15 protein-coding genes are annotated in these 18,187 nt (G+C 73.0%); 9 read left to right on the forward strand and 6 right to left on the reverse strand.

The window, feature by feature from the left end; translation table 11 throughout:
• Window positions 1-82: 82 nt before the first annotated feature.
• Window positions 83-1,396 carry a DUF6271 family protein gene (locus ACH4E7_RS20730; protein WP_396250473.1) on the reverse strand — a complete coding sequence of 438 codons (1,314 nt, stop codon included), beginning with the start codon at window positions 1,394-1,396 and terminating at the stop codon, window positions 83-85.
• Window positions 1,378-2,454, reverse strand: a complete 1,077-nt coding sequence (locus tag ACH4E7_RS20735; protein ID WP_396250474.1) for a phytanoyl-CoA dioxygenase family protein — start codon at window positions 2,452-2,454, stop codon at window positions 1,378-1,380. Before ACH4E7_RS20735 ends, ACH4E7_RS20730 begins: the two co-directional genes overlap by 19 nt.
• A 490-nt stretch (window positions 2,455-2,944) precedes the next feature.
• Here ACH4E7_RS20735 and ACH4E7_RS20740 point away from each other — a divergent pair, with 490 nt between their 5' ends.
• The gene (locus ACH4E7_RS20740; RefSeq protein ID WP_396250475.1) at window positions 2,945-4,897 is read left to right on the forward strand and encodes an FUSC family protein; all 1,953 of its coding nucleotides are present in this window, start codon (window positions 2,945-2,947) and stop codon (window positions 4,895-4,897) included.
• A 61-nt stretch (window positions 4,898-4,958) separates the two neighbouring features.
• Here ACH4E7_RS20740 and ACH4E7_RS20745 read toward each other — a convergent pair whose 3' ends face one another.
• Window positions 4,959-6,362 carry an amidase gene (locus ACH4E7_RS20745; protein ID WP_396250476.1) on the reverse strand — a complete coding sequence of 468 codons (1,404 nt, stop codon included), beginning with the start codon at window positions 6,360-6,362 and terminating at the stop codon, window positions 4,959-4,961.
• Between the two features lie 325 nt (window positions 6,363-6,687).
• Between ACH4E7_RS20745 and ACH4E7_RS20750 the strand changes: the two genes are divergently transcribed.
• The 4 genes from ACH4E7_RS20750 to ACH4E7_RS20765 all read left to right on the forward strand — a co-directional run bounded on the left by ACH4E7_RS20750 (window position 6,688) and on the right by ACH4E7_RS20765 (window position 10,917).
• The gene (locus tag ACH4E7_RS20750; protein ID WP_396250477.1) at window positions 6,688-8,037 is read left to right on the forward strand and encodes a cytochrome P450; all 1,350 of its coding nucleotides are present in this window, start codon (window positions 6,688-6,690) and stop codon (window positions 8,035-8,037) included.
• A gap of 107 nt (window positions 8,038-8,144) precedes the next feature.
• Window positions 8,145-8,855, forward strand: a complete 711-nt coding sequence (locus ACH4E7_RS20755) for a rhomboid-like protein (RefSeq protein ID WP_396250478.1) — start codon at window positions 8,145-8,147, stop codon at window positions 8,853-8,855.
• 234 nt (window positions 8,856-9,089) lie between these two features.
• Window positions 9,090-10,613 carry a hypothetical protein gene (locus ACH4E7_RS20760; protein ID WP_396250479.1) on the forward strand — a complete coding sequence of 508 codons (1,524 nt, stop codon included), beginning with the start codon at window positions 9,090-9,092 and terminating at the stop codon, window positions 10,611-10,613.
• Window positions 10,597-10,917 carry a hypothetical protein gene (locus tag ACH4E7_RS20765; protein WP_396250480.1) on the forward strand — a complete coding sequence of 107 codons (321 nt, stop codon included), beginning with the start codon at window positions 10,597-10,599 and terminating at the stop codon, window positions 10,915-10,917. The genes ACH4E7_RS20760 and ACH4E7_RS20765 overlap by 17 nt, the downstream gene beginning before the upstream one ends.
• A gap of 23 nt (window positions 10,918-10,940) precedes the next feature.
• On the opposite strand, the gene ACH4E7_RS20770 is transcribed toward ACH4E7_RS20765, so the two are convergent.
• Both ACH4E7_RS20770 and ACH4E7_RS20775 read right to left on the reverse strand, forming a co-directional pair.
• On the reverse strand, window positions 10,941-11,522 hold the full coding sequence (locus ACH4E7_RS20770; RefSeq protein ID WP_396250481.1) for a DUF421 domain-containing protein: 582 nt from the start codon (window positions 11,520-11,522) through the stop codon (window positions 10,941-10,943).
• 59 nt (window positions 11,523-11,581) lie between these two features.
• Window positions 11,582-12,379, reverse strand: a complete 798-nt coding sequence (locus ACH4E7_RS20775) for a LysR family substrate-binding domain-containing protein (RefSeq protein ID WP_396250482.1) — start codon at window positions 12,377-12,379, stop codon at window positions 11,582-11,584.
• 58 nt (window positions 12,380-12,437) lie between these two features.
• Here ACH4E7_RS20775 and ACH4E7_RS20780 point away from each other — a divergent pair, with 58 nt between their 5' ends.
• The 4 genes from ACH4E7_RS20780 to ACH4E7_RS20795 all read left to right on the forward strand — a co-directional run bounded on the left by ACH4E7_RS20780 (window position 12,438) and on the right by ACH4E7_RS20795 (window position 16,831).
• Window positions 12,438-12,848 carry a DUF5997 family protein gene (locus ACH4E7_RS20780; RefSeq protein WP_396250483.1) on the forward strand — a complete coding sequence of 137 codons (411 nt, stop codon included), beginning with the start codon at window positions 12,438-12,440 and terminating at the stop codon, window positions 12,846-12,848.
• A gap of 139 nt (window positions 12,849-12,987) precedes the next feature.
• Complete coding sequence (locus tag ACH4E7_RS20785) at window positions 12,988-13,902, forward strand: SDR family oxidoreductase (protein WP_396250484.1); 915 nt, start codon at window positions 12,988-12,990, stop codon at window positions 13,900-13,902.
• 128 nt (window positions 13,903-14,030) lie between these two features.
• Entirely contained in the window at window positions 14,031-15,728 is a 1,698-nt protein-coding gene (locus ACH4E7_RS20790; protein ID WP_396250485.1) for a DUF885 domain-containing protein, read from the forward strand.
• A gap of 368 nt (window positions 15,729-16,096) precedes the next feature.
• Entirely contained in the window at window positions 16,097-16,831 is a 735-nt protein-coding gene (locus ACH4E7_RS20795) for a hypothetical protein (RefSeq protein WP_396250486.1), read from the forward strand.
• A gap of 28 nt (window positions 16,832-16,859) precedes the next feature.
• Here ACH4E7_RS20795 and ACH4E7_RS20800 read toward each other — a convergent pair whose 3' ends face one another.
• Window positions 16,860-18,068: a glycosyltransferase gene (locus ACH4E7_RS20800; RefSeq protein WP_396250487.1), complete on the reverse strand. Its 1,209-nt coding sequence runs from the start codon at window positions 18,066-18,068 to the stop codon at window positions 16,860-16,862.
• Window positions 18,069-18,187 lie beyond the last annotated feature (119 nt).

Raw genomic sequence — 18,187 nt, forward strand, 5'->3', positions numbered from 1 at the left:
GACCTGGGTACCGGCTCTGCACCCGTCGGTCGTACGGTACGGGTCGGCGGTCTGACGTATCACGGATGAACTCCCGGTCCGGCTAACGCGGCAGCCGTTCGGTGGCGGTGGCCTTGCTCGCCCGCACCAGCGGGCCCCACGCGTCGATCAGCAGCGCGAAGTCCTCGATGTCCGCCTGCGCCTCGTCGAGCAGACGCGCCCGGCGGGGCGCCAGGTGGTCGGCGAACTCGGCGTACTTGCCGCCCAGTCGCCGGTAGCAGCGGTCGAGTTCGGTGAGCCGGCGGTGGTTCTCGGTGCGGTCCGCCGCGGCGCTGCGGCGGGCGGAGTCGGCGATCACCTCGGGGCGCACGTGGTGCTGCCGGTCGAGCAGGGCGTCGCCGGCCGACTCCATCTCGGAGTAGACCTGGTAGAGGTAGAGCATGGAGAGCAGGAACTTGGCGTAGCGCTCCTGGTAGGCGGTGAAACCGGAGCCGGTGCGCCGTTCGGGGGTGTAGTAGTTGACGATGTGCCGGTTGTGGGTGACGCCGGGCAGGGTGGCGTCGTACACCAGGTGGTGCAGGAAGTAGTCGCTGCCGATGGTGTCGGTGGCGGGCGGCAGCGGGACGCGCTCGTACACCTCGTGGTCGAGGGCGATGTTGCACATGTCGATGCGCCAGATGTCGGGCCGGTCCAGCACGGCGCGGTCGGCGGTGAAGGGCTCGCTGCCGGCGCCGATGAAGGACTCGGCGACGAGTTCGCGCCGCTGTTCCTCGGTGGCTCCGGAGGGCGCCCAGAGCGCGACCACGTCGTGGTGGACCTCGGCGTCGAGCTCGCGGATCTCCCCGAGGTCGACGGAGGGTTCGCCGATGAAGGAGGCGCCGACCAGGGCGACCGGCTTGTCGGCGTGCGCCGGGTCGAGGGTGTGTTCGGTGACGGCGGCGGCCGCGTCGGCGGCCTTGAGGCCGATCGTCGCGAGCTCGTGCTCGATCGGGAACACCGGCTCGCCGTCGAGCAGTTGGTAGCGGCTGTCGGAGTCACGGCGGTGCACCGAGGTGCAGCCGAGCGCGGCGGCCAGCAGGAAGGCCCGGTTGGTGCAGGCGCCGTAGGAGACGGCGTCGGGCAGCATCAGGTCGAGCAGCTTGTCCGGCCCGGCGAGGCCGGCTCGCTCGATCACCTCGCGCAGGAAGGCGCGTTGGGCCCGCTCGTCGAGGTGGTGAACGATCACGCCCTCGGCGGGCGGTAGCGCGGTGACGGCCTCGGCGTGCAGCCGGTAGGCCTGCGGGTCGGTGGAGTCCAGTACCAGCAGGTGCACCTGCACGCCGAACCGCCGCGCGGCGTGGGCGGCTTCGGCGCCGATCGCGGTGACGGTGCCCGCGCACTCCCGGTTGGTGGGCAGGGTCAGGCAGACGGCGCGCATTCCCGCTCCCCCGCGAGCTCCCCCCAGGCAGCGCCGGTCCAGGACCGCAGGCCCAGCAACTTCTCCCCCAGTTCGGTCAGTTCGGCGGTCCCGTAGCGCAGCGCCTCGTGCTGGACGGCGTCTCCGACCAGGGTGCGGTTCCAGTCCGGGGTGCTGAGCGTGCGCCAGGACCGAACCCGGGAGCCGCGCAGCGGCTCGGCCTCCTCCAGGGCGGGCATCATCGACAGGTACTGCACCGCGCGCACACCGTCGGCGGAGGTGTTGCGGGCGACGCCGTGGGCCAGCAGGCCGTTCCAGATCAGCAGGTCGCCGGCTTTCAACTCGGGCCGGATCACCGGGAACTCGTCGCGGTCGACGGCCGGGCGGATCGGGTCACGGTCGGCGGGCTGGGCGGCCTGCCACTCGTTGAAGCGGCGGAACAGCTCCGGGTTGCACTGGAAGCCGCCGCGGTCGGGCGCGGTGTCGTTGAGCGCGATGATGCCCTGGACGCGCTGCGGCAGCATGCCCTGGGTGGTGTCGACGTCCCAGTGCAGTTCGATGTCGAAGCCCTTGTCGGTGGGTTCGATGAGTGCGCGGTCGCGGTTGCGGACGTTCGGCGGGTTGAGGTTGAGCCGGTCGAGGGTGACCCAGAGCTCCTCGCAGTCCCACACGTCCACGAAGGCGTCGTAGACGCGCTGCGACTGGCGGCTGTCCCAGATGAGTTGGTGGTGGTAGGCCTCGACGAAGCCGTAGACGTGCAGGTGCTGGTCGAGTTCGTCGCGGTGGTCGCGCTCGCGGTACCACTCCTCGGGGCGGTCGGGCGACAGGCCCTGGAACTCCCAGGTGAAGTCGAGCAGGCGCTTTGCGGCCTCGGCCGGGATCGCCTCCTTCACCACGACGTAGCCGTAGGTCTGCCAGTGCGCGAAGTCCTCCTCGGAGAGCACCCGCAGCGGGTGCTCCTTGCGCAGTTCGCGCAGCGAGGTGCGGGCGAGGTAGCTCTCGGTGTCGGCGCTGAAGTAGGGGCGCCGGGAGGCGGCCCGGTACAGATGTCCCTCGGGATGTTCGTCAGGGCTCGGCATGGGCGGTCACTCCATGGTTCGTAGTCGATACGGCGCTTCCTCGGGCGCTCGGTGCGGGCACGGCGAGCCGGCGGCCGGCGGTCGACCGGCTCGGGAATTCTGCGCGTGGACCGGGCGTCCGTCCGCATGCGGCCCTTCTCGCCTCGGCCCGCGAGCGCGGAACAACGCCACGCCAGAGGGCCAACTCGCCCGCTCGGCAGGGCAGCTCACCCCGCATCAGCCCCGCCGAACCGCGCTCCCCACACATTGGACTAGACCAACTAATGGTGTCAACCCTTTCCCGGGGGTTACCGATTGGGAAATCAGCGCAGCTCACGGCGCTTCTCGGGGTTCGCTTTATGTTTCGGAGACTGACATAAGGGCGCGTATGTTTGGTGAATTGACATAACCGGGAGCGGTGAACCGCGGCGCCGCGCGAACCGTTGTGCCGGGCCGGCCGAACCGTTGTACCGGGCCCGCATCGCCCGCCCACCCGCCGTAGCTTGGGACTGTGGCACGCACTCGGCTGGCACGCACCCGGCTCGCCCCACCCGGCTGGCTGACCGAGGGCCTGCGGCCCCGGAACGCGCCGATCCCCCGGGCCGCGGTGGCCCGCGCCTCGGTGGCGCTCGCCGCCCCGCTCGCGGTGGGCACCGCCACCGGGCAGCCCGGTTACGGCGCGCTGGTGTCGATGGGCGCGCTGTCCGGCGTCATCGGGGACACCGCCGACGCCTACCGGATGCGGGTGTTCAACATCGCCGTGCCGCAGCTGTTCGGCGCCCTCGGGGTGCTGCTCGGCACCCAGGTGTACGGCTCCGGCTGGACGGCCGTCGCGGTGCTGACCGTCGTCGCCCTGGTCTCCGGCATGATCTCCTCGATCGGCGCGGTCGCCTCCGTCTCCGGACTGCTCCTGCTGCTCAACGCCGTGGTCGGGGCCGGCCTGCCGCTGCCCTCCCCCTGGTGGCTGCCGCCCACCCTGCTGCTGCTCGGCGGCCTGGTGGTGCTCGCCCTCACCCTGCTCGCCTGGCCGCTGCGCCGCGGCACGCCCGAGCGCGCGGTCGTCGCGGACACCTACCGGACGGTCGCCGAACTGCTGGAGGCCACCGGCTCGTCCACGTACGACGCCAAGCGGCACGAACTCACCCAGTCGCTCAACCACGCCTACGACCTGCTGCTGGCCCGCCGCGCCCGCCGGCACGGCCGCTCCCCCACCCTGGTCCGTCTGCTCGCCCAGCTCAACGTGGTGATCCCGGTGGTCGAGGGCGCCTCCGCGGCGCGGCTGCGCCCTCCCGAGTTCGGCCCGCTGCCGCCCGGCTACCCGGCCGCCGTCCGTACGCTGGCCGAGGCCGTCGAGCTGGGCCGCACCGGTCCCGCTCCCCCGCCCGACCTGCCCGAACCGCGCGGTCCCTCCACCCGCGCGCTGGCCGAGGCGATCCGGCATGCCGCCGTCGTGGTGCACGAGGCCGAGCCGGACGCGTACGCCGCCGACGACCGGCTCGGCCGCCCCGCCGGCCTGGAGGTCCGGGCCCGCCGGGCGGTCCGGGCGCTGCTGCTGTCCGGCGCGTCCTGGCGGTACGGCCTGCGGCTGGCACTGTGCATCGGCCTGGCGCAGGTGCTGGTGTCGGTGATCGCGGTGCCCCGCTCGTACTGGGTGGCGCTCACCGTGACCTTCGTGATGAAGCCCGACTTCGGCTCGGTGTTCTCCCGCGCGGTGCTGCGCGCGCTCGGCACCGCCGCCGGGCTGCTGATCGCCATACCGGTGCTGGCCGAAGTGCCGCACGGCTGGTGGGATGTCCCGGTGATGGCGGCGCTGGCCTCGCTGATCCCGGCGCTGTCGGCCAAGGGGTACGCCTTCCAGACCGCCGCCATCACCCCGGTGATCCTGCTGCTCTCCGACCTGCTCAACCACCTGGGCTTCCACCTGGTGCTGCCCCGGCTCTTCGACTCGCTGATCGGCTGCGGCATCTCCCTGCTGGCCGGCTACCTGCTGTGGCCGGAGTCCTGGCACACCCGGATCGGCGACCGGCTGGCCGACGCCGTCCAGGACACCGCCTCGTACGTGTCGCTGGCCTTCACCACCGCGCCCGGCCGCGACGAGCCGGCCCGGGCCCGCTACCGGCGGCGGCTCTACCGGGACCTGTCCGCCGTGCGCGGCGAGTTCCAGCGCGCGCTCACCGAGCCGCCGCCGGTCGGCGCCCGGGCGGAGGCCTGGTGGCCGCTGGTGATCGCGGTGGAGCGGATCGTGGACACCACCACCGCGACCCGGGTCCGGGTCGAGCACGGCGCGCCCGTCCCCACCCCGGCCGAGGTGGGGGCCGTCACGAGGGAGCTGACCGACTTGGCCGAGGCGCTGCGCTCCGGCGTGCCGCCACCCCCGGGCGACCTGGCCGCGCTGGCGCCGGACTGCGCGCTGGCCCGGCTACACCACGAGGTGCACGCGGCCTGGTCGGTCGCGGCTCCGTGACTCCCGGGCCCCGTCGCTCCCGATCGCCGTGACGCCCGGTCGCCGTGGCCCCCGGTCCCGGTCAGTCCTGGATGCGTCGCCAGGGCCGGTCCGCCTCCAGCGCGAAGGCCAGCTCCAGCAGCAGCCGCTCCTGCCCGTGCGCGGCCGACAGGTGCACCCCGATCGGCAGGCCGCCCGGCGCCTCCCCGGTCGGCAGCGCGATGCCCGGACCGCCGGTCACGTTGTTGACCGGGGTGAAGGCGACGTAGCGCAGCAGCCGCTCGATCAGCTCGTCGAAAGCCACGTTCGGGCTCAGGTGGCCGATCGGCGGGGCGGTGTGGGCGAGCACCGGGGAGAGGATCGCGTCATGGTCGCGGAAGATCCCCGCGTACACCGCCTCGGCCTGACGCAGCCTGCGCAGCACGCCCGGGGTGCGCGGGAACTCGGTCTGGAAGCGGCGGCGCAGACCGCTGGTCAGGCCGTCCAGCCGGTCACTGCGGAAGCTCGGGTCGAACATCACCCGACCGGTGAGCGCGATCACCCAGGCGATGTAGCCCCAGTACGAGAGGAAGTCCCGGGAGAACTCCTCGCCGAACGGCAGGGTGGCCGGCTCGACCCGGTGGCCCATCGCCTCCAGCCGGGCCGCGGTCTCCTCGACCGCGCGGCAGGTCGGCTCGTCGGTCTTGGCGATCGGCGAGTCCACCACCAGCCCGATCCGCAGCCGGCGCGCGCCCGGCCCCTCGACCAGGCCGAGCGGGGGCAGCTTGGGGTTGTGGTGGTGGCGCTCGGCGGCGGCGAAGAACGCGGCGGTGTCGCGCACCGAGCGGGTCAGCACCCCGTCGGTGACCAGGTCGATCGGCAGCTTGCCGCCCTGCGCGTTGACCACCAGCCGGCCCCGGGTGGGTTTGAGCCCGACCAGGCCGCAGCAGGCCGCCGGGATCCGGATCGACCCGCCGCCGTCGTTGGCGTGCGCGATCGGCACCACGCCGGAGGCCACCAGGGCCGCCGAGCCACCCGAGGAGGCGCCCGACGAGTGTGAGGGCTTCCAGGGGTTGCGCACCGGCTGGGCGGCGGCGAACTCGGTGGAGGCGTTCAGGCCGAACTCGGGCAGCCGGGTCTTGCCGAGCACGGCCAGACCGGTGGCCAGGAACTGGTCGGTGAAGCGCGCGTTGCGGCGGGCCGGGCGGGCGCGGAAGGCCTCGCTGCCCATGGCGGTCGGCAGTCCGCGCAGGTCCACGTTGTCCTTGAGGTAGGTCGGCACGCCCCAGAGCGGGCCGCCGATGCCCTCCCGGCTGATCCGGGGCCGGTCGTACGAGGTGTGGGCGACGGGCAGCAGAGCGCCGTCGATCCGCCCGGCGCGGGCGACAGCCGCCGCGACCAGCTCCCGGGGGTTGACCTCACCGGCCCGCACCAGGGCGGCCAGCGCCACCGCGTCATGCGCGCCGAGGGCGTCGTCGGTGAACGCGTGGGCCCGCTCGTCGGCCATCCCAACTCCCCATTCCCCGCCGGGCCTTCTGCCGCCCGGCTACTGCCCTGCTCATACGGACTGGTCATACGGACTGGTAATACCGACTAGTAGTACTGGCCGGTAATCCCGCCGAGCTTCGCAGTGTAGGCGCGCCGCCCCACCCCCGGATACCCCCACGCCGAGCGGCCGCGCACGAGCCGTCAACCATTCGGCGGCGCACGGACGTTCGGCATGCGCCCCCACGTTCACCCCACCCGCCGGTCACGAACCGTTTGACCGACGGCCCTCGGGAAAGATCCCGAACACCCACCGATCCGGCCATCCCCCACCCGAGGTGACGCCCTTGACCACCCATTACCGCCCGACCGCCCAGTACACCTCGGCCACCGCACCCGGTGCCCTCCCCCTGCTCGGCCACGCCCCCGCCTTCGTCCGCCGCCCCTTCGACTTCGTGGCCGGCCTCGCCGCCCACGGCGACCTGGTCAAGGTCCGGCTCGGCCCGCTCGACGCCTACGTCGTCTGCCACCCCGACCTGGTGCGCCGACTGCTCACCGAGGACCGCACCTACGACAAGGGCGGGATCATCATCGACAAGGTCCGCGAGGCCTTCGGCAACGGCCTCGCCACCTGCCCCGCCGCCGACCACCGGCGCCAACGCCGCATGCTGCAGCCCGCGTTCCACCGCGACCGGCTCCCCGGCTACGCCGCCATGATGGCCGAGGAGATCGCCGGCACCACCGCCCGCTGGCGCGACGGCGACGTGATCGACGTGCCCGCCGCGATGTACCGCCTCACCACCGCCGTCACCGCCCGCTGCCTCTTCGCCGCCCACGAACGGGCCGGCTCCCTGCCCGTGCACGAGTGCATGAACGTCGTCACCCGGGGCGTCGCCCGGCGGATGATGATGCCGCTGCCCGGCGCCGACCGGATCCCCACCCCCGGCAACCGCCGCTTCCAGCGCGCCCAGCGGGGCCTCAAGGAGATCACCCGCCGCCTGATCGCCGACTACCGCGCAGCCGGCACCGACCACCAGGACCTGCTCTCCACGCTGCTCAGCACCCGCGACGAGCACGGCCGGGGCCTGTCCGACGGCGAGATCCACGACCAGGTCGTCACCTTCCTGCTCGCCGGCATGGAGACCACCGCCGCCACCCTCTCCTGGACCTGGACCCTGCTCGCCGCCAACCCCGCCGCCCGCGACCGCCTGAACGCCGAACTCGACACCGTCCTCGACGGCCGCCCCGCGCGCCACGAGGACCTGCCCGCCTTGCCGCTCACCTCCAGAATCATCAGCGAGACCCTGCGCCTCTACCCGCCCGCCTGGATCCTCAGCCGCACCGTCGCCGCCGACACCGAACTCGGCGGCCACCCCCTCCCGGCCGGCACCACCGTCCTCTACAGCCCCTACCTGCTGCACCGCCGCGCCGACCTCTTCCCCTGCCCCGACCGCTTCGACCCCGACCGCTGGCTCACCACCGCCCGCCCCGCCCCCGGCACCTACACGCCCTTCGGCCTCGGCGCCCGCCGCTGCATCGGCGACACCTTCGGCACCACCGAAGCCGCCCTCGCCCTGGCCACCATCGCCGGCCGCTGGACCGTCACCCCGACGCCCAGACAGCCGGTCCGGCCTCAGCGGAGCTCCTCGATGTCGCCCCGGTCCTTCCAGGCGACGCTGACCCGCCGGGTACGGTGAGTCGGCCCGCGCGGGTCGGGGGGTGATCGGGGTTCGGTACTGTCCCGGCGGGGCCGGCCACAGGTGTGCCGGCCGGACCTGCCGTTCGACCGGGACACCATCACGCCATGAACGCTCGATCCCCGCTGGGGCTCCTGACCGGGCTGCTGCGCGCCGTCCGGACCTACCCGCGCCGCTCGCCGCTGACGTTCGGCTACGTCGGCCTGCTCCTGCTCGGGCACGCCTGGGTCGAGTACGGGCTCTCCGACGCGGGGGCCGACGACCTGCGGGACTACATCAGCACCAACCTGGACAACCTGCACGACCATCCGCTCAGGGCACTGTTCGGCAGCGCCCTGCTCTACGACGGCACGCTCACCGACATCACCTCGACCGGCTTCGGCGGCACCCTGATCACCCTCGGCCTCGGCATCGTCGTCAGCCTCGCCTGGGCCGAGCGCCGCTACGGGACACTGCGCGCCGCCGCCGTGTTCCTCGCCGGGCACATCGGCGCCACCCTGATCACCGCCCTGGTCATCCTGCTCGCCCTGCACCAGGGCTGGTACCCCGAGAGCGTGCGGGAGGCCTCCGACTACGGCATCAGCTACGGCGCCCAGGCCGCCCTCGCCTTCGTCATCCTCGCCCTGCCCCGCTGGGCCCGACTCCCCTGGGCCGCCTTCGTCCTCGCCTGGCCGCTCGGCGGCGGCGCCGAGTGGGCCGGCCCGCTCCCGGAGTTCACCACCGTCGGCCACCTCCTCGCCGCCGCCCTCGGCTTCACCCTCGCCGCCGTCACGGCCGTCACCGCTCGCCACCGCGCGGGCCTGCCTTCGCGGGCGTGACCGACGTCACAGTGCCGCACTGAAACCTCGTCACTCCGTTCCTCGATCTGATCACCAGAGCAATCAGAGCAATCAGAGCAATCAGAGCAACCAGAGCAACCAGAGCAACCAGCGCAACCAGCACGTACGGGGATAGCACCATGGCAGATGACGGACCGAAAGCGAGCCGCACGCGGTACGGGTTCCAACCGGGGAACCTGAACGACCGCGCCCGCTCCCGGACGGGGTCCGCGCATGGGTGAGTCCACGGCGGCGAAGGCCGTCCAGAAACTCACCGGCATGTGGTGGCCCGACGCCGACCCGGACAAGCTCCGCAAGATCGCCGACGCCTGGGAGGCGATGGCCACCGCCATCGACAACGTCACCGTCCCCACCAACCAGGCCGCCGCCGCCATCGTCGCCAACAACCACGGCCCCGCCATCGACGCCTTCGGCAAGTTCTGGGGCCAGTACTACGGCGGCAAGGACAGCGCCGGCAAGGGCAAGGGCTGGCTCCCCGAAACCGCCGACGCCTGCCGCGCCCTCGCCAAGGCCCTACGCGACTTCGCCCACGAGGTCGACAAGGCCGTCAAGAAGCTGGAGGAGGAAGCCGCGATCGTCGGCGCCACCCTGGTGGCCGGCACCGCCCTCGCCTTCTTCACCGCCGGCATCTCCGAGGGCGTCGCCGCGGGCGCCGCCGCGGGCATCGTCGCCACCGCCGCCGGCCTCGGCGTGGCCGTCTCCGAGACCATCGCCACCATCGCCGCCACCGTCCTGGTCGGCGCCGCCTTCGGCGCCGTCGAAGCCATCACCGTCGACCTCGCCGTCGCCCAGCCCATCCGCGTCGAGTTCTTCGACGACGGCGGCTACAGCTTCAAGGAGGCCGTCGACTCCGCCGAGACCGGCGGCATCATGGGCGGCGCCGGCGGCGGCCTCGGCGCCGGCGGACGCGTCGTCGCCAACGCCGCCGAACGCGCCGAGGGAGCCTCCGTCGCCCTCGCCGGCCTCGCCAAGGTCGCGAACGCCGCCGACTCCCTCCCCGGCCGCATGGTCACCGGCGCCGGCCTCACCTACGGCTACGACACGGCCTTCAAGACCGGCCCGGTCATGCCCCTCGACCTCGTCGTCGGCGCCGTCGGCGCCGGGGCGGCACCACGAGGGGGGCGTTCCGAGGAACCCGCCCCCTACGTCCCGAAGCACGCCAAGCCGGTCGAGCTGCCGATGCCCGGTAGGCTGCCCCCACGCGAGTACGTGGAGGACCACCCGAGCGTCGCGAAGGTGTCCACGGAGCTGGCGCAGGTGCCGCCCAAGGTCTTCAACAAGGTCTGGGACTACCTGAAGGCCGTCCCCGGCGGCGGGATCAGCATCGGTCCGAGGCCCATCACGGAGCTTCCGGGCGGTTTCCATCTCGGGGGTGTCAGGCCGGTGGGCGGCAGCGCGCCGGCGGAGCACGTGCCCGGCATGTACCTGCCGAACGAGCGCAGGCTTCTCATCAATTCGAGTGCCGAGACGCAGAGCAGTGTCGCGGTCCATGAGTTCGGGCACGCGGTCGACGAGGCCTACGGTTTCAAGAGCCGCCAGCCCGACTGGCTGCATGTACAGCAGCAGGTCATGGACCGGATCGGCAGCAATCCGAAACTGGACGCGTACATTCGCCAGCCGCACGAGTACTTCGCCGAGGCGTTCAATCACTGGACCGCCAAGAAGCTGACGAAGTTCACGTTCGGCGACCGCGAGGCCGCGAGGATTCTGAAGGAGTATTTTGACCGAGCATTCTGAGGCCTACGAAGTCACCGGAAACCCGATGCTCGACGCCGACGGCGTCACCATCTGGCAGCGGTACGGCGGAAGGACCGTGGAGGGGTACCTCTACGACGGCTGGCACAAGATCGAGCCGGGGGACCCCCGCTACGAGGCACTGCTCCCGCAGGCCCGGCTGAATCCGCAGGAAGCGGATGACGACGACGAGTTGGACGACTTCGACGACGACCTGGACGAGGCGGAGCCCACGGTTCACCCCGAGACCCTGGCCATGCTGATGGAGATGCAGCGCAAGACCCGGGAGCGGAACGCGGGCCAGTAGCGGGGCGCCGCCCCCGCCCGCCGTCAGCGGGGCGGCCGACCTCCGGCCGCCATGCTGGTCAGCAGCCGCTCGATCACCTCCAGCTGCTCGCGCAGCTCCTGGACGTCGCCCTTGGTGGCGCTCTGTTCGGCCGCCCGGAGGGTGACCAGCAGCTGTCCGTCCGGCTCCAGGCGGGCGCGCGCCACGTCGCTGATGTTGTCGCCGTTCTGGACCCGGATGGCGTGTTCCAGCTCGGACGGGCGCAGCGCCAGGCTGTGCAGGGCGCCGGAGACGAGCTTGCCGTCGCGGACGAGCGTGGTGGGTGTGCCCTCCAGGAGGCGGGCGGCGCGCGGGTCGCTTGCGAGCCAGCGGGTGACGGCGGAGTTGACGGCGATCAGGGTGACCGCGCCGATGGCGCCGCCGAGCAGGCTGTTGTCGTTGCCGATGATCGCGTTCTGCACCACGTTGGAGAGCAGGAAGACGACCACCATGTCGAAGGTGTTCAGTCCCGCCAGCCCGCGCTTTCCGGCGAACCGGAACAGGATCAGGATCAGTACGTAGACGGCGATCGTGCGGAGGATCTTCTCCACGATCGGAATCTGGACGACCACCAGGTCATGCCACACGGCCCCGCTCCTCCCACCGCGACTGTCCGGAACGGGGCCGACGCTACGCCACGCGCCCGCTACGAGCGCCGCTTCGGCTTGCCGCGCCGGGCGGCGGCCGCCCCGCCCCGGCCCGCGCTCTTCTGGCCCGTGCCCTTCTGTCCGCCGGCCCGCTGGCCACCGGACTTCTGCTGCTGCGGCTTGCGCGGCGCCGCCGCCTTCTTCGGCTGCGCGGCCGGAGCCGCCGCGGCCTGCCCGGCTCCCCGGCCGCGCGAGCTGTTGACCGTACGGCCGCGGACGATCCCGATGAACTCCTCCACCAGGTCCGTCGTCCGCTCCTGCAGCCAGGACAGCGCCACCTGGGACTGCGGCGCCTCCGCCACCGGCCGGTAGGTGAGGTCGCGGCGGTGGTGCAGCCGGGCCAGCGACTGCGGGACCAGCAGCACGCCGACGTTGGCCGCGACCAGCTCGACGGCGTCCGCCGTGGTCGCCGGGCGCTCGATGGCCGGGCGGCCGGGGAGGGCGTCGGCGGCCCAGCCGAGGGTGTCGTCGAGCGGGTGGAAGACCACGTCGTCGGCGAGGTCGCCGAGGGCGACCTCCTCGGCGGCGGCGAGCCAGTGGTCCTTGGGGAAGACGACGACGGTGGTCTCGGTGTACAGCGGGATCGCGCTGAGCACGTCCTTGTCGACCGGCAGCCGGATCAGCCCGGCGTCCACCGCGCCCTCCCGAACGGTCCGCTCGCCGTCCTCGACGGGGACCGCGACGAGGTCGAGCGGGACGTCCGGGAGCCGCTCGCCCCAGACCCTGGCCCATTTGCCGGGGGTCACACCGGGGACGTACGCGAGCCGGAAGGACGGGTTCACCTGCATGTCTGTCACAGGGCAAGGCTACCGACCGTGACCGGAAGCGCCCGCGCACTCCCTTACCCTTGTCTTCATGACATCGCTCAAGCAGAAGACCGGCCAGACCATGAAGCCGGCCACGGCGGCCAAGAAGCTGGGGATCTACCTCGCCGCGGCGCCGACCGACTTCCAGGAGGGCGTGGTCTCCCGCGAGGAGCTCAACGCGCTGCAGGCCGAGCCGCCGCAGTGGCTCCAGGAGCTGCGCAAGAACGGTCCGCACCCGCGTCCGGTGGCCGCCGCCAAGCTCGGCATCTCCATCTCGGGCCTGGCCCGCGGCGGCGTGACCGAGGCGCTCACCACCGAGCAGATCGAGGCGATCAAGGCCGAGAACCCGCTCTGGCTCCAGCACGAGCGCGCCAACCAGGTGGACGTCCGCAAGGAGACCGCCCGGATCAAGGCGAAGCACGAGAAGGAGGCCGCCGCGAAGGCTGCCAAGGAGTCCTAGGACGTCCCAGGCCCGCTGACCTGCCGATTCGCGCGCTGCGGCGCCGACTGTCGGACCCCTGCGCTTGGATGGTGCCGACGTTCGTCCACGGACGGGCGTCGGCACAGCCATGAGGTCGTTCGGACGGAAGGGCAGGCGGATGGCAGGGGCACTGGACGGTCGGATCGCTCTGGTCGCGGGAGCGACCCGGGGCGCCGGGCGGGGCATCGCGGTCGAGCTCGGCGCGGCGGGCGCGACGGTGTACGTGACCGGGCGCACCACCCGGGAGCAGCGCTCGGAGTACGACCGGCCCGAGACGATCGAGGACACCGCCGAGCTGGTCACCGCGGCGGGCGGCCGGGGCATCGCGGTGCCGACCGACCACCTGGTCCCGGCCCGGGTGGCCGCCCTGGTGGAGCGGATCGAGGCCGAGCAGGGCCGGCTGGACGTCCTGGTGAACGACATCTGGGGCGGCGAGAAGCTGTTCGGCTGGAACACCCCGGTGTGGGAGCACAGCCTGGACGACGGCCTGCGGCTGCTGCGCCTCGCGGTGGAGACGCACGCGATCACCAGCCACTACGCGCTGCCGCTGCTGCTCAAGAACCCGGGCGGCCTGCTGGTGGAGATGACGGACGGCACGGAGGAGTACAACCGCGCCAACTACCGCAACTCCTTCTTCTACGACCTGGCCAAGTCCTCCGTCCTGCGGATGGCCTTCTCCCTGGGCCACGAGCTGGGCTCGCGCGGCGCCACCGCGGTGGCGCTGACCCCCGGGTGGATGCGCTCCGAGCTCATGCTGGAGCACTTCGGCGTGACCGAGGAGAACTGGCGCGACGCCGTGGCCCGGGAGCCGCACTTCGGCATCTCGGAGACCCCGTACTTCGTCGGCCGGGCGGTCGCCGCGCTGGCCGCCGACCCCGAGGTCGCCCGCTGGAACGGCCAGTCACTCTCCAGCGGTCAGCTGGCGCGGGAGTACGGCTTCACCGACCGGGACGGCAGCCGTCCGGACTGCTGGCGCTACCTGGTGGAGGTGCAGGACGCGGGCGGGCCGGCCGCGCCGGAGTCCTACCGCTGAGCACCGCACCCGGTCCGGCTGAATTCTGAATCCCGCTTCGGCGACGGCGCGTTCACCACGAGCGGACGGAACTGCTTTCCCTCCGTCGTGTATTGACCGCGCCGTCGCCGACTCCGAATAATCGCTCAATGACCGACCAGCCGAGCGACCAACCGACCGACCCCGCCCACCAGGCCGAACTCACCGCCCTCGCCGAGGAGTTCTTCGCCGCCGAGAACTCCTACAACCCTTTCGAGGCCACCCTCGTCGGCGTCGATGGCCACGCCCACGAGGTGCCCGACCCGTCCCGCGCGGCCGCGCTGCGCCACCGCGAGGCGCTCCAGGGCTTCGCCGTCCGGCTGGCCGCGATCCCGCTGGACGCGCTGACCGGCGAGGACCGGATCACCCACCGGCTGCTCGCCCGGCTGATCGACAACAACACCGGCCGGATCACCCACGGGCTGGCCGACTTCAGCATCTCCGCGACCATCGTCGCCTCGCACAACGCGGTCTTCAGCACCCTGGCCATGACCGCCGTGGACCAGGAGGGCGCCGACGCCTACCTGGAGCGGCTGGCCGGCCTGCCCGGCTACTTCGACGCCGCCCTGCAGCTCGCCGCGGACGCCGCCGCCCAGGGCCGCCACCCGCTGCGCAGCGGGGTGGACGCCGCCATCACCCAGCTGGACACCTACCTGGCCGCCGACCCGACCGCGGACCAGCTGCTGCGCCCGCTCCAGGGCCGCCGGGAGTTCGAGCGGGCCCGGGCGATCCTGCGCGACGGCGTCCACCCGGCGATAGCCCGCTACCGGGCCGGGCTGGCCCAGCGCCTCGCCGCCGACGCCCGCCCGGACGACCGGGCCGGCGTCTGCCACGTGCCCGGCGGCGCCGAGGGCTACGCCGACGCCGTCTCCCGCTACACCCGGCCCGGGCTGGACCCGGAGGAGGTGCACCGGATCGGCCTGGAGGCCGTGGCGGCGCTGCGCGAGGAGTTCGCCGACCTGGGCGCGAAGGTGCTCGGCGTCAGCGGCACCGACGCCGTCCTGGCCGCGCTGCGCGAGGACCGGTCGCTGCGCTTCGGCAGCGCGGCGGAGATGGTGGCCCTGGTGGACAGCGCCCTGGACCGCGCCCAGCGGGCCTCGGCCGACTGGTTCCGCCCGTACCCGATCGCCGACTGCGTGACCAGGGAGATCGACCCGATCGAGGCGGAGACCGCGCCGCTGGCCTACTACCAGCCGCCGGGCCCGGGCGGGCTGCCCGGCACGCACTGGATCAACACACTGCGCCCGGAGAGCCGGTTCAGCTATGAGTACGAGGCGATCGCCTTCCACGAGAGCGTGCCCGGCCACCACCTGCAGCTCGCGGTCGCCCAGACCCTGCACCACCTGCCGCAGTTCCGGCAGAAGCCGAGCGGCCAGCTGACCGCCCACGTCGAGGGCTGGGGCCTGTACACCGAGCGGCTGGCCGACGAGATGGGCCTGTACAGCTCGGACCTGTCCCGCTTCGGCATGCTCTCGATGGACGCGCTGCGCGCGGTGCGCCTGGTGGTGGACACCGGGATGCATCACTACGGCTGGTCGCGGCAGCGGGCGATGGACTTCATGCGGGACAACACCGCCACGCCCGAGGCCAACGTCCGCAACGAGATCGACCGCTACATCGCCTGGCCGGGCCAGGCCACCGCGTACCTGATCGGCCGTCGGGAGATCGTCCGGCACCGCGAGCGGGCGCAGGCGGCGCTCGGCGGGCGCTTCGACGTCCGGGAGTTCCACCACCAGGTGATCGGGCACGGCAGCCTGCCGCTGGGCGTGCTGGACGACCTGATCACCGACTGGATCGCGGCGCAGTAGCGACGGCGATGCCGGTGGGGGCGAGCCTCCCCACCGGCACCACGGGGCTCTGTTCGTACCGCGACTTCGCCGCGATCGGCGTCAGGCTACGGCACGGCCGCGAACTCGGCGGGCGGATCGTTCGACCCCTGTTCGAACACCGCGCCTTCACGACTCCGCCAGATAGGGAATCGGCCATCGGAGCCGCCGAACCCCCGGCTGTCGCGTCAAGGATGCAGAAACGATTCCGCTTGCCCACAACAGTTCTCCCGCGCCCGGACGTGGCGTCACCCGTTCGGCCCCCTCGACACGGTAGTGTCCGCTGGCGCGGCCTCCGGCACCATCGCCGGCCGGCCGCGCGTCACCCCGCAACGACCTGGAGGAATTCCGTGCCGGCTCCCGCCCGAGGCGCACTCGCCATAGCCGCGGCCGTCCTGCTCGCCGCAGCCGCAGGCTGCTCGTCCGGCGGCGGCCACACCGCCAAGGACAGCGGCCACGGCAAGGAGAGCGCCCACAGCTCCGCTCCGGCGGTCGGCGGCGGCGCCGCCCAGCCCGCCCCGGCCGCGATCGTGACCGGGCCCGGCCCGAAGCCCTCGTACGACGTCCAGCCGCAGCCCGCGGCCGGCGGCTGCCACTACCGCTACACGGCGGACAAGCAGCCGCTGCCCGACCCGAACTGCACCCCGGGCGCGATCAGCCCGGCGGTCAACCAGGGCAACATCAACGACACCATCTGCAAGCCGGGCGGCTACACCTCGACCATCCGTCCGCCGGCGAACATCACCGGCAAGGAGAAGGCCGAGAACGCCAAGTCCTACGGTTACAGCGGCCCGATGGGCGACGCCGAGTACGACCACCTGATCAGCCTGCAGCTCGGCGGCGACCCCAACGACCCGCGCAACCTCTGGATCCAGCCGCCGTCCCCCGGCCACGTCCCGGGCAAGGGGCCGAACAACCCCAAGGACTCGGTGGAGACCCACCTGCACACCGCGATCTGCAAGGGACAGGTCACCCTGGCCGCGGCCCAGACCGCGATCGCCTCCGATTGGACCACCGCCGAGGCCAAGCTCGGCCTCAAGCCCGCCGCCGCGCCCACCCCGGAGGCGGACGCGGACGACGACTGACGGATCGTTTCCCCGGCGTCCTCCGGGGCTACAGCGACTCCACCAGCTCGGCGATGGTGTCGAACGGCCGGTACTCCGCCAACTCCGCGCCCAGCACGCGGGCCCGCTCGAGGAACCGGCCCTCGCCGAGCACCCGGTCGACCGCCCGGCGCACCTCCTCCGGCGCCGGGCGGCCGGTCCGCAGGTCGAGCCCGACGCCGGCCCACTCCACCCGGGCCGCCACCTCCGGCTTGTCCTCGCTCGCTCCGGCCACCACCAGCGGCACCCCGTACCGCAGCGCGGTCTGCACCCCGCCGTAGCCGCCGTTGCTGACCAGCACAGCGGTGTGCGGCAGCAGCTGCTCGAACGGGACGTACCCGGCGACGCGGACGTTGCCCGGCAGGCTGCCGCCCAGCAGATCGGCCAGCCGCTGCGGCCCGTCCGGGCGGGCGGTGGCGGCCACCACCAGCACATCGTCCCGCTCGGCCAGGGCGCGGACGGTCGGGGCGACCAGCTCGCCGAGGTCGATGTTGGCCAGCGTGCCCTGGGTGACCACCACGACCGGCCGCTCGCCGGTCACCTCGTCCCACCACTCGGGCGGCGCCTGCTCGCTGCCGACGATCCCCGGCAGCGCGCCGATCAGCCGGTACGAGGCGGGCGCGTCACTGCGCGGGTACTCGAAGCCCGGCACGGTCAGCTGCAGGAACGCGTCCGGCACCGTCACCTGCGCCTGTCCGCGCGGGCCCTCCGGCGCCCGGACGCCCACCCCCGCGAGCACCTTCGCGGTGTAGCGCTGCAGCGGCTCGCCGCGCCGGTCCATCTCCTCCTGCAGCGCCCGGTTGCGGGCCCGGCCCTCCTCACCCGGCAGCGGCGGCAGCGCCAGCCCGAAGGGCGCGGTGTCCACGCTCGGCAGCATCGACGGGGTGAGCCCGATGCCGATCAGCGCCGGACGCTTCGCCCTCGGCCGGCTCAGCGCCAGCGGCAGCGCGCCCTGGAAGAAGGCGTCCGCGATCACGGCCCGGGCCGGGAACTCCTCTAACAGCGCGAGCAGCGCCCGGTACTGGTGCGGAATCGGGTCGAGGAACACGTGCCGGACGTCGAAGGCGATCCGCTCCGGCCCGGGTGGCAGGCTCGCCCGGCCCGGGAAGCGGGCGTCCAGGTCGCGGTCGTCGAAGTCGGCCTCGGCGGGCAGCGCGACGAACCGCGCCCCGGCCCGCTCGGCCGCCCCGGCGAACCGCGCGCCGCCGAGGAACACCACCTCGTGCCCGCGGGCGGCGAGGTCGGCTGAGATCGCCAGCAGCGGGCTGACGTGCCCGTGGGCGGGGATGGCGGTGGTGATGATCCTGGACAGCGGAGGCTCCTGTGATCGTGCGTGGT

It is taken from the genome of Kitasatospora sp. NPDC018058, assembly GCF_044327205.1.
Taxonomy (GTDB): domain Bacteria; phylum Actinomycetota; class Actinomycetes; order Streptomycetales; family Streptomycetaceae; genus Kitasatospora.

What these genes read in the sequence shown, in the direction of transcription:
- ACH4E7_RS20730 (WP_396250473.1), bottom strand. Translation starts at nt 1,396, where the DNA reads ATGCGCGCCGTCTGCCTGACCCTGCCCACCAACCGGGAGTGCGCGGGC.
- ACH4E7_RS20735 (WP_396250474.1), bottom strand. Translation starts at nt 2,454, where the DNA reads ATGCCGAGCCCTGACGAACATCCCGAGGGACATCTGTACCGGGCCGCC.
- ACH4E7_RS20745 (WP_396250476.1), bottom strand. Translation starts at nt 6,362, where the DNA reads ATGGCCGACGAGCGGGCCCACGCGTTCACCGACGACGCCCTCGGCGCG.
- ACH4E7_RS20755 (WP_396250478.1), top strand. Translation starts at nt 8,145, where the DNA reads ATGAACGCTCGATCCCCGCTGGGGCTCCTGACCGGGCTGCTGCGCGCC.
- ACH4E7_RS20760 (WP_396250479.1), top strand. Translation starts at nt 9,090, where the DNA reads ATGGGTGAGTCCACGGCGGCGAAGGCCGTCCAGAAACTCACCGGCATG.
- ACH4E7_RS20780 (WP_396250483.1), top strand. Translation starts at nt 12,438, where the DNA reads ATGACATCGCTCAAGCAGAAGACCGGCCAGACCATGAAGCCGGCCACG.
- ACH4E7_RS20785 (WP_396250484.1), top strand. Translation starts at nt 12,988, where the DNA reads ATGGCAGGGGCACTGGACGGTCGGATCGCTCTGGTCGCGGGAGCGACC.
- ACH4E7_RS20790 (WP_396250485.1), top strand. Translation starts at nt 14,031, where the DNA reads ATGACCGACCAGCCGAGCGACCAACCGACCGACCCCGCCCACCAGGCC.